Source organism: Bradyrhizobium sp. Bra78 (assembly GCF_024519855.1).
In the GTDB taxonomy this organism is placed as follows: domain Bacteria; phylum Pseudomonadota; class Alphaproteobacteria; order Rhizobiales; family Xanthobacteraceae; genus Bradyrhizobium; species Bradyrhizobium japonicum_G.
In genome coordinates, this window is the sequence record NZ_JALJRE010000025.1 from 46,695 (window position 1) to 60,414 (window position 13,720).

The following is a 13,720-nucleotide window of genomic DNA, read 5'->3' on the forward strand; positions in this document are numbered from 1 at the left end:
TCTTTGTATGCAATTGAAGGGGCTGCTCAAAATATGACCTGCGTGGCAAAAAGCCGATAATTCTTTATATATCAGCGCGTTAATGGCCGGATTAGCGCCCCGCTAAGTTTTGGCACGAACTTTGCGAATCCAGTTCCAACCAGAAACTTTTTGAGTTGGAGCCGTTTCATGAAACGCCGCGATTTCCTCAAGTCCGCCACCGGATTGGCCGCAGGCGCGGCGCTTCCGGCCATGCCGTCGGTGATTTCGTCCGCCCAGGCGGACGCGCGTTCGGAGACGCTGCTGATCGTCTCGGAGGGCGGGCCCAACAATCTCGACATCCACGGCGTCGGCACCAACGTGCCCGGCTATGAAGTGTCCTGGAATTGCTATGACCGGCTGATCAGCCACGAGATGAAGAGCGGTCCTGGCGGCGTGCCCTATTACGACCGCGACAAGTTCAAGGGCGAACTCGCCGAGGACATGAAGATCGACGACATGTCGGTCACCTTCAAGCTGAAGAAGAACGCCAAATTCCACGACGGTGCGCCTGTCACCGCGAAAGACGTGAAGTGGTCGCTCGATCGCGCCGTCAGCGTCGGCGGCTTCCCGACCTTCCAGATGAGCGCGGGGTCGCTGACCAAGCCGGAGCAGTTCGTCGTGATTGACGACCACACCGTGCGCGTGGATTTCCTCAAGAAGGACAGGCTGACGATTCCCGATCTCGCCGTCATCGTGCCCTGCATCATCAATTCCGAGCTGGTGAAGAAGAACGCCAGCGAGAAGGATCCCTGGGGCCTCGAATACACCAAGCAGCAGACCGCGGGTTCCGGCGCCTACAAAGTGACGAAGTGGACTGCCGGCACCGAAGTGGTGATGGAGCGCAACGAGGATTGGGTCGGGGGTCCCCTGCCGAAGATCAAGCGCGTGATCTGGCGCATGGTGCCGCAGGCCGGAAACCGCCGCGCGCTCCTGGAGCGCGGCGACGCCGACATCTCCTACGAGCTGCCGAACAAGGATTTCCAGGAGATGAAGGCGAACGGCAAGCTCAACGTCGTGTCGCTGCCGTTCTCCAACGGCATCCAGTATATCGGCATGAACGTCACCAAGCCGCCGTTCGACAATCCCAAGGTCCGTCAGGCGGTCGCCTATGCGCTTCCCTATCAGAAGATCATGGACGCCGTGATGTTCGGTCTGGCGAACCCGATGTTCGGCGCACCCAAGGACAAGCCGACCGAAGTGGCCTGGCCGCAACCGCACAAGTACAACACCGACATGGAGAAGGCGAAGGCGCTGATGGCTGAGGCCGGCCACGCCAACGGCTTCGAGACCACGATCTCGTTCGACCTGAATTTCGCCGGCGTCAACGAGCCGCTCTGCGTGCTGGTGCAGGAATCGCTCGCGCAGATCGGCATCAAGACCACCATCAACAAGGTGCCCGGCGCCAACTGGCGCACCGAGCTGAACAAGAAGGAAATGCCGCTCTTCACCAACGTGTTCTCGGGCTGGCTCGATTACCCCGAGTACTTCTTCTACTGGTGCTATCACGGCAACAATTCCGTCTTCAACACCATGAGCTACAAGTCGGCGGAGATGGACAAGCTGATCGACGGCGCGCGCACCGCCGCCGCCATCGCCGACAAGGCGACCTACGATGCCGACGTGAAGGGCTTTGTCGATCTCGCCTTTACCGACATCCCGCGCATCCCGCTGTACCAGCCCTTCGTCAACGTCGCGATGCAGAAGAACATCAGCGGCTACCAATACTGGTTCCACCGCCGCTTGGATTATCGCGCGATGGCAAAGGCGTGACGTGTCATGGGTGAGGTGAGCTCGCTCTTCAGGCTCCCTCCCCCCTTGCGGGGGAGGGTTGGAGAGAGGGGTAGCCACGAACTCAGACCTCGCTTGGGGCCACCCCTCTCCCTAGACCTCCCCCGCAAGGGGGGAGGGAACGCAGCGGCGCAAGCCGTGCGAGGTTGCTCCCAATTGCAAGGCAGAAGGAGAGCGCTCTTATGCTGACCATGATCGGCAAGCGCCTGATGTTCGCGATCCCCTCGCTGATCGGCGTCGTCATCGTCACCTTCCTGCTGACGCGCGCTCTGCCGGGTGATCCCGCCGCTTATTTCGCCGGCCCCGCCGCGACCAAGGAAGCCGTCGAGCAGATCCGCAAGAAGCTCGGCCTCGACAGGCCGCTGATCGAGCAGTTCTTCCGCTACACCAACGATCTCGCCCATGGCGATTTCGGCAACTCGCTCACCACGGGCCAGCCGGTCGCAGCCGAGATCCGCAACCGCCTGCCGGCCTCCGCCGAGCTGACGCTGCTCGGTCTCGTCGTCTCGATCGTGATCGCGATTCCACTCGGTGTGCTGGCGGCGACGCGGCCGGGATCATGGGTCGATCATCTCTGCCGGGTCACGACGACGGCCGGCGTCTCGCTGCCGGTGTTCTTCACCGGCCTCGTTCTCGTTTACGTTTTCTATTTCCGGCTCGGCTGGTCGCCCGCACCGCTCGGGCGTCTCGATGTGTTCTACAGCGCACCGCCGACGGTAACCGGCTTCTACCTGATCGACACCCTGATCGCGCGCGACTTCGAGGCGTTCCGTTCGGCGCTGAGCCAGCTGATCCTGCCGGCGACGACGCTTGCGATCTTCTCGCTGGCGCCGATCGCGCGCATGACCCGCGCCTCGATGCTGGCGGTGCTGTCGTCGGAGTTCGTCCGCACCGCGCGCGCCAGCGGCCTGTCGCCGGCAACCGTCATCGTCACCTACGCCTTCCGCAACGCGATGCTGCCTGTCATCACCACGCTCAGCATGGTGTTCTCGTTCCTGCTGGGCGCCAACGTGCTGGTGGAGAAAGTGTTCGCCTGGCCCGGCATCGGCTCCTACGCCGTGGAAGCGCTGATCTCGTCGGACTTCGCGCCGGTGCAGGGTTTCGTGCTGACCATGGCGGTGATGTACGTGCTGCTCAATCTCGTGATCGACATTCTCTATGGCGTGATCGATCCGCGTGTCAGGTTGGAGGGCTGAACCATGAGCTCCGTTGCACCTGCTGTTGAACCCGCCGGCCCCGCACGCACCTCGGGACTGGTCGCGATCCTCGAACAGACCCGCTACGTTCTCGGCGAGAACAAGGTCACGGGATTTTCCTTCGCACTGCTGATCGTGATCCTGCTTGCCGCGATCTTCGGTCCCTATGTGGTGCCGTATGATCCGCTCGCCTCCGATACCGCGGCGGCGTTGAAAGCACCCTCGGCCGCGCATTGGTTCGGCACCGACCAGCTCGGCCGCGACATCTTCAGCCGCGTCGTGGTGGCGACGCGGCTCGACACGTTCATCGCGGTGGCCTCGGTCGTGCTGGTGTTCCTGATGGGCGGGCTCGCCGGCATCGCCGCCGGCTATTTCGGCGGCTGGACCGACCGCATCGTCGGCCGCATCGCCGACACCATCATGGCGTTCCCGCTGTTCGTGCTGGCGATGGGCATCGTCGCAGCCCTCGGCAACACCGTGCAGAACATTATCCTGGCGACCGCCATCGTGAACTTCCCGCTCTACGCCCGCGTGGCGCGCGCGGAGGCCAACGTCCGCCGCAATGCCGGCTTCGTGCAGGCTGCGCGACTGTCGGGCAATGGCGAATTCCGCATCCTGCTGGTGCACATTCTGCCGAACATCATGCCGATCATGATCGTGCAGATGTCGCTGACCATGGGCTACGCCATCCTCAATGCCGCGGGCCTGTCCTTCATCGGCCTCGGCGTCCGCCCGCCGACCGCCGAATGGGGCATCATGGTCGCCGAGGGCGCGGGCTTCATGGTGTCGGGCGAATGGTGGATCGCGCTGTTCCCGGGCCTTGCCCTGATGATCGCCGTGTTCTGCTTCAACCTCCTCGGCGACGGCCTGCGCGACATCGTCGATCCCCAGCGGAGGACGTGATGATTGCTTCCTCGTTCACCGGTGCGCTCCCTCCCCCCTTGCGGGGGAGGGTGGGGGAGAGGGGTGGCCCCGGGCGGAATGAGAGAGCAGTGCCCGCCTTATGCATTCTCCGACGGAAAATCCCCAATGATTCCAATGCCATTCTACTGTGCATGGGGTTGTTTTCGACATTTTTGAGTGGGAGCCAGCCATGACCGCCCAGCCGCTCCTCGACGTCCAGGACCTCACGGTCGAATTCACCACCCGCCGCGGCATCGTCAAAGCCGTGCAGCACGTCGACATCTCCGTCGCCAAGGGCGAGACGCTCGCCATCGTCGGCGAGTCCGGCTCCGGCAAGTCGGTGACGTCCTATGCGGTGATGCGCATCCTCGACCGCGCGGGACGGATCGCCGAGGGCTCGGTGATGTTCTCCGGCATCGACGTCAAGGCCGCGACCGAAGACCAGATGCGCGACCTGCGCGGCCGCGAGGTCTCGATGATCTTCCAAAACCCGCGCGCCGCGCTCAATCCGATCCGGAAAGTCGGCGACCAGATAGAGGACGTGCTGCGCACCCATGTGCAGCAGGCCATGGTTTCGGATCACGGCGAGAAGGCGATCGAGGCGCTGGAGCAGGTCAAGATCGCCCGTCCGCGCGAGCGCTATCACGCCTATCCGTTCGAGCTGTCAGGCGGCATGTGCCAGCGCGTCGTCATCGCGCTCGCGCTCGCCTGCAATCCGCAGCTGCTGATCGCGGACGAGCCGACCACCGGCCTCGACGTCACCACGCAGAAGGCGGTGATGGATTTGATCGTCGAGCTGACCAAGCGCAAGTCGATGTCGACCATCCTGATCACGCATGACCTAGGTCTTGCGGCGGCCTATTGCGACCGCGTCGTGGTGATGGAGAAGGGCCGCGTGGTCGAGACCGCCAAGGCCGCCGATATCTTCGCCAATCCGCAGCACCCCTACACCAAGAAGCTGATGCGCGCGACGCCCCGACTTGGCGTGTCGTTGCGCGATCTGTTGCCGGAGGAAGAGGCTCTTGCCTCTCCCCGCGCGCGGGGAGAGGCCGATGCACGAAGTGCGGCGGGTGAGGGGGGCTCTCCCAGCGCCGTGCTCGCGGAAACAGCCCCTCACCCCAACCCTCTCCCCGTGAAGGACGGGGAGAGGGAGAAGACGCCCCTTCTCCTGATCGAAAAGCTGGTCAAGGAATATCCCCGCCAGGGCGCCACTGCGACGCTCGGCAAATTGTTCGGTCGCAAGCCGCCGGTCGAGCCGGATGTTTTCCGCGCCGTCGACGGCATCAGCTTCTCGATCGGCCACGGCGAGAGCGTCGGCCTCGTCGGGGAATCCGGCTGCGGCAAATCGACCACCTCGATGATGGTGATGCGGCTGCTCGACCAGACCTCCGGCCTGATCCAGTTCGACGGCGAGGACATCGGCGCCATGCCGCCTGCCTCCTTTGCCCGGCTGCCGCAACGCAGCCGCATCCAGATGGTGTTCCAGGACCCGACCGACAGCCTCAACCCGCGCTTCACCGCCGTGCGCGCCATCGCCGATCCGATCATGCAGCTCGGCGACGTCAGGGGGCGCGACGCGCTCCGCGCCCGCTGCGAGGAGCTGGCCACCATGGTCGGATTGCCGCTCAACCTGCTGGATCGGTTTCCGCACCAATTGTCCGGCGGCCAGAAGGCCCGTGTCGGCATCGCCCGCGCCATCGCCCTGCATCCCAAGCTCGTCATTCTCGACGAGCCGACGGCGGCGCTCGATGTCTCGGTCCAGGCCGTGGTCCTGAACCTGCTCCAGGACCTCAAGGCGCGGCTAGGTATGAGCTATCTGTTCGTCTCGCATGATTTGAACGTAGTGCGCTTGTTGTGCGATCGTGTCATTGTGATGCGGACGGGTCGAATCGTCGAGGAAGGCTCTTCCGAGAGGGTTTTGAGCGATCCGCAGGACGACTACACCAAGGAGCTGTTGACGGCGATCCCGCATCCGCCGTTGCCAGTACACTGAGAGTGCACTGATTGTTTGGGAGCGTGATGGCCGAGCCGCTGGACGACTATATCGACGCCGTATCCAAGGCGCTGGCACTGCCGGTCGAGCAGGCCTGGAGGCCGGCGGTTCGCGCCAACCTCGAAGTGTCGCTGCGGCTCGGCCGCCTCGTCGACGAATTCGCGCTGCCGGACGAGACCGAGCCGGCGCCCGTATTCACCGTCTGACGCCGCCATGACGACCAAGCCAGAGATGACGGCTGCCGACATCGCCAAGGCGGTGGCCGGCGGCAAATTGTCCGCGCTCGATGCCACCGAAGCCGCGCTCGCGCGCATCAAGCAGCACGACACCATCCTCAATTCCTTCACCGACGTCACCGCCGATCGCGCCCGCGCCAAGGCGCGCGCGATCGATGCGGACATTGCCGCCGGCAAGACCGTCGGTCCGCTCGCCGGCGTGCCTTTCGCGGTGAAGAACCTGTTCGACGTCGCGGGCCTGCCCACGCGCGCAGGCTCGAAGATCAACCGCGATCTTGCACCCGCCAAGCGCGATGCCACGCTGATCGAGCGCATGGAAGCCGCAGGCGCCGTGCTGGTCGGAGCACTCAACATGGGCGAATACGCCTACGACTTCACCGGCGAGAACGTCCATGACGGCCCCTCGCGCAACCCGCATGACACCACGCGGATGAGCGGCGGCTCCTCCGGCGGTTCGGGAAGCGCTGTCGGCGGCGCGCTGGTGCCGATCGCGCTCGGCTCGGACACCAACGGCTCGATCCGCGTGCCGTCCTCCTTCTGCGGCATCTTCGGCCTGAAGCCGACCTATGGCCGGCTGTCGCGCGCGCGGTCGTTTCCGTTCGTCGCGAGCTTCGATCATCTCGGCCCGTTCGCACGCTCCGTCACCGATCTCGCGCTCGCCTATGACGCGATGCAGGGGCCGGATGCCGACGATGCCGCCTGCACGACCACACGCGGTCTGGAACCGACGACGCCGCTGCTCGCCAATCCGGTTTCGGACCTGCGCATCGCCGTCGCCGGCGGTTACTTCCAGAAGAACGTTTTCCCGGAAGCGGTCGAAGCCGTCAGCCGTGTCGCCAAGGCGCTCGGTGCGACGCAGGTCGTCGAGGTGCCCGAAGCCGCGCGCGCCCGTGCAGCGGCTTACGTCATCTCCACCACCGAAGGCGCCTCGCTGCATCTCGACCGGCTGCGCAAGCGCCCGAACGATTTCGATCCCGCCGTGCGCGACCGGCTGATTGCGGGCGCGATGGTGCCGGCACCGCTGGTCGACCGCGCGCAAAAGTTCCGCCGCTGGTACCGTGCGCAATTCGCCGAGATTTTCAAGTCGGTGGACGTGCTGATCGCGCCGGCAACGCCCTGCACCGCGCCAAAACTCGGCCAGGTGAATTTCACGCTCGACGGCGTCGAATTGCCGGTGCGCGCCAATATCGGCATTCACACCCAGCCGATCTCGTTCATCGGCCTGCCCGTCGTCGCCGTGCCGGTGCCGCTCGAGCCGCTGCCGATCGGCGTGCAGATCATCGCCGCGCCATGGCGCGAGGACATCGCGCTGCGCGTCGCGTACGCATTGGAGAAGATGGGCGTTGCGTCCGCGCCGTCGCCGAGAGGAATTTAAAATGGAGATCGATCTCCCCGAGGTGATCGCGGAAGTGAAGGCCGCGTTCGATCGTTACGAGCAGGCCCTCATCACCAACGACGTCGCCGTGCTCGGCGAGCTGTTCCGCAACGACCCCCGCACGCTGCGTTACGGCATCGGCGAGAACCTCTATGGCTATGAGGCGATCTCCGGTTTTCGCGCGGGCCGCTCGCCGGTCGGGCTCAACCGCCGCACTGCAAAAACCGTCATCTCCAGCTACGGTCGCGACGCGGCCGTGGCCTCCACCCTGTTTTATCGCGACACGGCTCCCGGCAAGGTCGGCCGGCAGATGCAGACCTGGATTCGTTTCCCGGAGGGCTGGCGCGTCGTCGCCGCCCATGTCAGCATCATCGACGAGTCGAAAGAGACCTGACCGTATGACGCTTGACGATCTTCCGCCCGGAGCATTGCCGGCCGAGCCGGTGGTGCCGCGCGTCGACCGGGCGCAACCCAGCGTGCACAAGGTCACGCGCGCCGAGGAGCTGCGCCTTCAGCTCGCCGACGAGATCGTGCGCGGGACCCTCGCCCCCGGCGCGCCGCTGGACGAGACCGATATCGCGCGGCGCTTCAACGTGTCGCGGACCCCGGTGCGCGAAGCGCTGCGTCAGCTCGTGGCAAGCGGTCTCGTCGAAGCGCGGGCCCATCGCGGCGCGGTGGTGGCGCAGCCTTCATTCGAACGGCTGACGGGCATGTTCGAAGCGATGGCGGAACTCGAGGCGCTGTGCGCCGGCCTCGCCGCCGAGCGCATGTCCGCGGCCGAGCGCCACGGCCTGGAAGCCATCCACGAAGAGTTGCGGGTGTTGAGCTATGCCGGCAATCCCGATCGCTTCCACGAGGTCAACGAGCGTTTCCACAACGCGATTTATGCGGGCTCGCAGAACGGCTACATCGCCGAGATCACGCTGGCGACGCGCGTGCGCGTGCAGCCGTTCCGCCGCGCCCAGTTCCGCAACCTCGGCCGTCTCGCCAAATCGCAAGCCGAGCACGACCGCGTCGTCGTCGCCATCATGCGCGGCGACAAGCAGGGCGCCGCCGCCGCCATGCGCGCGCATATCGAACTGGTGCGCGGGGAGTACGAGATCTACGCGGTGTCGGTGTAGTGACGGCGCTTCAACGAACTCCGTGTCGTCCCGGCGAAGGCCGGGACCCATAATCCCGGGGCTTAGTTGTGACGCGAAGCTGATAACTCCGAGTCTTCGCCAATTCCAATCCTGTGGGTATGGTTCCCGGCCTTCGCCGGGACGACAGCATTTGTTGGGCCCGCAGGGTTGTCCTACGTCGTCGCAGCTTCCGCCATATACGCGCGCCAGCCGCCATACGCGGTGATCTCGCGGGCTTCGCTCAGCACTTCCGGCTCGACGAGAAAGCCTTTTACGCTGCGGCCATCCGCCAAGCGAACAGTGCCGATCGCCATCGGCGAAGGGATCGCGTTGACGAACTTGCCGAAGGCGGAGGATGACAGCGACCAGATTTCCAGCTCGATCGACGCGCCCTTGCCGGCTTCGACGCGCAGCATGCCCGGCTTCGGCGGCGTGGTGTTCAATGCGTAGAGCTTGTAGTCCGGTGCCGTCTTGGTCGCTTCGATCAGCTTTCCGTTCAGCGCCTTCAATTCGCCGTTCAGCGCCATGCCAGACAGATGCGCGCCAACGACGGCGATCGGAATCTCATCGCTGCTGTCAGCGGGAAGCGGCACGAGTGTAGCCTGCGCCGCGCCCTTGGCTCCAACCGTCAGCCTGGTATCGGCGTGAAACACGCGGCCGATGCTCGCGAGCAGCGCATCGCGTCCCGCGGGAGCGAGCAACGTGATCCCGAACGGAATGCCGTCCGCGCGCATCGACGCCGGCACGGCGAGGCCACAGAGGTCGAGCAGATTGACGAAATTGGTGTAGGTGCCGAGCCGGCTGTTGAGCTCGACCGGATTGGCCAGCACCTGGGCGGTCGTATAGGCCGTCGGCGCCGTCGGCAGCACCAGCGCGTCGATATTGGCGAAGGTGCGCTCGGCGATCTTGCGCAGGCCCTGCAGGCGATAGAGCGCGGAGAAAGTGTCGGCCGCGGTCAGTCGCGCACCGGCGGCGGTGATCTCGCGCGTCACCGGATGGATCGAGTCGGGCGCAGAGGCGAGCAGATTCTTGATCACGAGGTAGCGCTCGGCGACCCAGGGTCCCTCGTAGAGCAGCCGCGCCGTCTCGTAGAACGGCTCGAGGTCGAATTCGACCAGCGTCGCGCCAAGCGCAGTCCAGCGCTTCAGTGCATCGGCGTAAGCGGCTTCCGCCTTCTTGTCGCCGAAGAAGATCAGCTGTCCGTTGCGCGGCACACCGAGGCGCAGGTTTGCCGGGAGCGGCGTAAGCGCGCCAAGCGGCCGGTCGCGCGAGAACGGATCGGCCTGGTCGGGGCCGGCCATCACGGAGAGCGCGAGCGCGGCGTCATCGACCGTCAGCGCGAACACCGAGATGCAGTCCAGTGTGCGGCAGGCCGGCACGAGGCCCGCGGTCGAGATCATGCCGAGACTCGGCTTCAGCCCGACGATGTTGTTGAGCATCGCCGGCACGCGGCCCGAGCCGGCGGTGTCGGTGCCCAGCGACAGCGGCACCAGCCCGGCGCCGACGGCGGTGGCCGATCCCGAACTCGATCCGCCGGGAATGAGATCCTCGCGGATCGAATTCCTGGGGATGCCATAGGGCGAGCGCACGCCGACGAGGCCGGTCGCGAACTGGTCCAGGTTAGTCTTGCCGACGATGATCGCACCGGCCGCGCGCAGCCGCTCCACCGCGGTCGAATCGTGCGCTGGCGCATAGGAGAAGGCGGGGCAGGCCGCGGTGGTCGGAAAGCCCAGCGCGTCGATATTGTCCTTCACCGCGACCGGGACGCCGTACAGCGGCAGGCTGGCGGCGTCCTTCGCGGCCAGCTTTTCGGCTTCTGCAATCGTGTCCTTCTCGTCACGCAGGCTGATGAACACGGCGGGATCGTTGTGGTCGCGGATGCGCTGATAGGTCCGCGCGATCGTCTGCGCCGGCGTGACCGTGCCCGCGCGATGCGCGGCCACTATCGCGGCGATCGTTTCAGGCTGATCAGCCCCCATTTCAGCCCCCATGGCGACAAAACTCCGGCAACAGGTCCCCTTACCCGGTTTGAAGCAAGCGATGTGCCATTGTGTACAGAATCCGGGCAGGGCGGATGATCGGGATACTATCGCGAGATCAGTAGGTTGGGGGATATTTCGGTGGCCCTGCGGAACATCGCGCCAGCGCCCCGTTCCGGGCATTTGCGCAAATATTGGGCAGGCAGGATCAGGTGAAGTCCGCGAGGATTCGGAGCAGGCGTTCCCGGTTGTCCCTGCCGATCTTTTCCTCGACATGCCTTTCATGCTCGGCGGCGAGCCGCTTGAACTTTGCCAGCGCCGTCTCGCCCTGCGTCGTGAGGTGCAGCGCGTGGGAGCGCCGGTCCGTCTTCGACTTGACCCGCTTCACCAGCTTGCGCTGTTCGAGGCTGTCGAGCAGATGCACCAGCCGCGCGCGCTCGATACCGAGGCGTTTGGCCACGGCCATCTGGCTGAGGCCCGGATTGGCACCAATCACCGTCAGCACCGAATATTGCGTCGGCCGGATATCGACCTCGCCGAGCGTCCTGATGAAGTCCTGAAAGATCCAGATCTGGAAGCGCCGCACGGCGTAGCCGGCGTGCCCGACCAGCGCGTCGAGGCCGATCTCCTCCGCGTCGATCGGACGCACGGCGCCGTTGCCGGCGCGTTTGCGTGGGGACGACTGGGCTGCGGTCACGTCGCGTCTCCTGCCAAGCGTCCCTTGTAGCGCCTCGGACGGCCGCGCGAAAGATTGTTGTTGACGACAACAATTGTCGTGCCCAACATTATAGCCAACGCGGCCCGCTACGAGGCTGCGGCCGATCCCGGCTTCCGGGCGAGGAGGAAACCATGACAGCCGCCCCACGCGGTGATGCTTCAAGCCTGTTCGCGACACCGAGGACCGTTGTCGAGCATCGCTCCGACGGCAGCATCGTGCTGCGGTCGCCCGAGCCCCTGCGCGAGAGTGCGCGCTGCATCGGCGACTGGCTGGAGCAATGGGCGCGGCAGAGGCCTGACGCGATTTTCCTCGCAGAGCGCAGCGATACCGAAGCGCCCTGGACCACCGTCACCTATGCGCAGGCGCTGCGCCGGGTGCGGGCGGCCGCGTCCTGGATCCTGGCGCAGGGTCTCAGCGCAGAGCATCCGCTCGCGATCCTGTCCGACAACAGCATCGATCATGCGCTGCTCGCGCTTGCCGCCCAGCATGTCGGAGTGCCCTCGGCCGCGATCTCGCCGGCCTATTCGTTGATGTCGAAGGACTTCGACAAGCTCAAGAGCATGATCGCGCTGCTCGAGCCCGGCGCGATCTATGTGTCCGCGACAAAGCCGTTTGCGGCGGCGCTGGCTGCGATCAGGCCGCTGCACCAGGCGCAACTCATCAGCGGCAATGGCGATGACAGCGATGCGCTGGCTTTCCACAGCATCGCGGCAACGCCCGAGAGTTCCGATGTCGCAAAGGCCTTCGCCGCGGTGACGCAGGACACGATCGCGAAATTCCTGTTCACCTCGGGCTCGACCGGCACGCCGAAAGCGGTCGTCAACACCCAGCGCATGCTGACCTCGAGCCAGCAGGCCAAGGCGCAGACCTGGACGTTTCTCGAACAGGGACGCGACGATCTCGTCATTCTGGACTGGCTGCCCTGGAGTCATACCTTCGGCGCCAACCACAATTTCAATCTCGTGCTGCGCAATGGCGGCTCGCTCTATATCGACGGCGGCAAGCCCGCGCCCGGTCTGTTTGCAACGTCGCTCGCCAATCTGAAAAGCGTGATGCCGACGGTCTATTTCAACGTGCCGCGCGGCTTCGACATGCTGATCGCGGCTCTGCGCGGTGACGAGGAATTGCGCCGCCGCTTCTTCAGCGAGGTGAAGTTCGCCTTCTACGCGGGCGCCGCGCTGCCGCAGAATCTCTGGGACGTGCTCGAACAGCTTTCGGTCGCGACCGTCGGGCGCGCGATGCCCATGGTTTCGGCCTGGGGTTCGACCGAGACCTCGCCGCTCGCGACCGATTGCCATTTCCTCGCGGAACGTTCGGGCAATATCGGTGTGCCTATACCCGGCACTGAATTGAAGCTTGTCACCTCCGGCGACAAGCTGGAGGTGCGCGTGCGCGGGCCGAACGTCACACCGGGCTATTGGAAAGCGCCGGAATTGACCAGGCAGGCATTCGACGACGACGGCTTTTATTTGATCGGCGATGCCGTGAAGCTTGCCGATGCCGGACGGCCCGAGCGCGGCCTGTTCTTCGACGGCCGCGTCGCCGAGGACTTCAAGCTCAATTCGGGCACCTGGGTCAGCGTCGGAACGCTGCGCGTCGCCGGTATCGCCGCGCTGGCGCCGCTCGCACAGGACATCGTCGTCACCGGCCATGGCGGCGACGAGGTTCGCTTCCTGGTGTTTCCGAACGTGGTTGCCTGCCGTGCCCAAGCCGGTTTGCCCGAGACGGCCGGGGTGAACGATGTGCTCGCACATGGCAAGGTCAGAGCCGCGATCGCGCAGGGACTGGCCAGCCTCAAGCAGCAAACCGCCAATTCCTCCGGCCACGCCACCCGCGCGCTGCTGCTTGCCGAGCCGCCATCGGTCGATGGCGGCGAGATCACCGACAAGGGCTACATCAACCAGCGCGCGGTGCTGACGCGGCGCGTCGATGCGCTGGCCCGGCTCAACGACGATGCGTCGGTTGAGTGGATCGGTTGCGGCGATTGAGCCGGCAACCCTCCGCGTCGGTGTGGCGGCGGCAAGTACCTTTTCTCCACATCGTTATTACGAGCGCAGCGAAGCAATCCAATCCAGAGTCTCTCCGCGGAGGGATCCTGGATTGCTTTGCTACGCTCGCAATGACGGAGGGAGTGAAGCAGCTCGCCAAATAAGCCAGCCATTCTGCCGTATTATCTCGCTGATTCTTTTGTTGCCTAAGCAACTAATTTATGCGAACCGTTCGGGCAAGGATGACGGCGGGGGAACCGCCGCGTCGGATATCGGAGGAGACAATGCTCGGCAGGAACGGTGCCGTCGGCAACCGCCGGCGCATGCCCGGACATGATAGGTCTGGAAATGACATGCCTGGAAAAGGCATGCCTGAAACAGACATGGTCCCGCGCCCGGCGC

The 13,720-nt window shown here is 65.0% G+C and carries 11 protein-coding genes; 9 read left to right on the forward strand and 2 right to left on the reverse strand.

Translation table 11 applies throughout. The features are described 5' to 3' along the window. The first annotated feature begins 168 nt into the window (after positions 1-168). The 8 genes from OC450_RS34025 to OC450_RS34060 all read left to right on the forward strand — a co-directional run bounded on the left by OC450_RS34025 (position 169) and on the right by OC450_RS34060 (position 8,633). On the forward strand, positions 169-1,791 hold the full coding sequence (locus tag OC450_RS34025; protein WP_256808892.1) for an ABC transporter substrate-binding protein: 1,623 nt from the start codon (positions 169-171) through the stop codon (positions 1,789-1,791). A gap of 200 nt (positions 1,792-1,991) precedes the next feature. Beyond that, positions 1,992-3,005 (forward strand): ABC transporter permease, encoded by a 1,014-nt coding sequence (locus tag OC450_RS34030; protein WP_211384105.1) that lies wholly within the window; start codon positions 1,992-1,994, stop codon positions 3,003-3,005. A gap of 3 nt (positions 3,006-3,008) precedes the next feature. After that, entirely contained in the window at positions 3,009-3,908 is a 900-nt protein-coding gene (locus OC450_RS34035; protein ID WP_211384106.1) for an ABC transporter permease, read from the forward strand. A 190-nt stretch (positions 3,909-4,098) separates the two neighbouring features. Beyond that, the gene (locus tag OC450_RS34040) at positions 4,099-5,901 is read left to right on the forward strand and encodes a dipeptide ABC transporter ATP-binding protein (protein WP_262049467.1); all 1,803 of its coding nucleotides are present in this window, start codon (positions 4,099-4,101) and stop codon (positions 5,899-5,901) included. A gap of 26 nt (positions 5,902-5,927) precedes the next feature. Further along, positions 5,928-6,107 carry a DUF4089 domain-containing protein gene (locus tag OC450_RS34045; protein ID WP_211384108.1) on the forward strand — a complete coding sequence of 60 codons (180 nt, stop codon included), beginning with the start codon at positions 5,928-5,930 and terminating at the stop codon, positions 6,105-6,107. 7 nt (positions 6,108-6,114) lie between these two features. Next, the gene (locus tag OC450_RS34050; RefSeq protein ID WP_211384109.1) at positions 6,115-7,512 is read left to right on the forward strand and encodes an AtzE family amidohydrolase; all 1,398 of its coding nucleotides are present in this window, start codon (positions 6,115-6,117) and stop codon (positions 7,510-7,512) included. Between the two features lies 1 nt (position 7,513). Next, positions 7,514-7,906: an oxalurate catabolism protein HpxZ gene (hpxZ, locus tag OC450_RS34055; protein WP_211384110.1), complete on the forward strand. Its 393-nt coding sequence runs from the start codon at positions 7,514-7,516 to the stop codon at positions 7,904-7,906. 4 nt (positions 7,907-7,910) lie between these two features. Further along, positions 7,911-8,633 (forward strand): GntR family transcriptional regulator, encoded by a 723-nt coding sequence (locus tag OC450_RS34060; protein ID WP_211384111.1) that lies wholly within the window; start codon positions 7,911-7,913, stop codon positions 8,631-8,633. 173 nt (positions 8,634-8,806) lie between these two features. Here OC450_RS34060 and atzF read toward each other — a convergent pair whose 3' ends face one another. Then, positions 8,807-10,612 (reverse strand): allophanate hydrolase, encoded by a 1,806-nt coding sequence (atzF, locus tag OC450_RS34065; RefSeq protein ID WP_249129081.1) that lies wholly within the window; start codon positions 10,610-10,612, stop codon positions 8,807-8,809. Positions 10,613-10,820: 208 nt separating this feature from the next. Then, positions 10,821-11,309 carry a MarR family winged helix-turn-helix transcriptional regulator gene (locus OC450_RS34070; protein ID WP_211384113.1) on the reverse strand — a complete coding sequence of 163 codons (489 nt, stop codon included), beginning with the start codon at positions 11,307-11,309 and terminating at the stop codon, positions 10,821-10,823. Between the two features lie 152 nt (positions 11,310-11,461). On the opposite strand from OC450_RS34070, the gene OC450_RS34075 reads away from it, so the two are divergent. After that, entirely contained in the window at positions 11,462-13,318 is a 1,857-nt protein-coding gene (locus tag OC450_RS34075; protein ID WP_262049468.1) for a feruloyl-CoA synthase, read from the forward strand. The last annotated feature ends 402 nt before the right edge of the window (positions 13,319-13,720 follow it).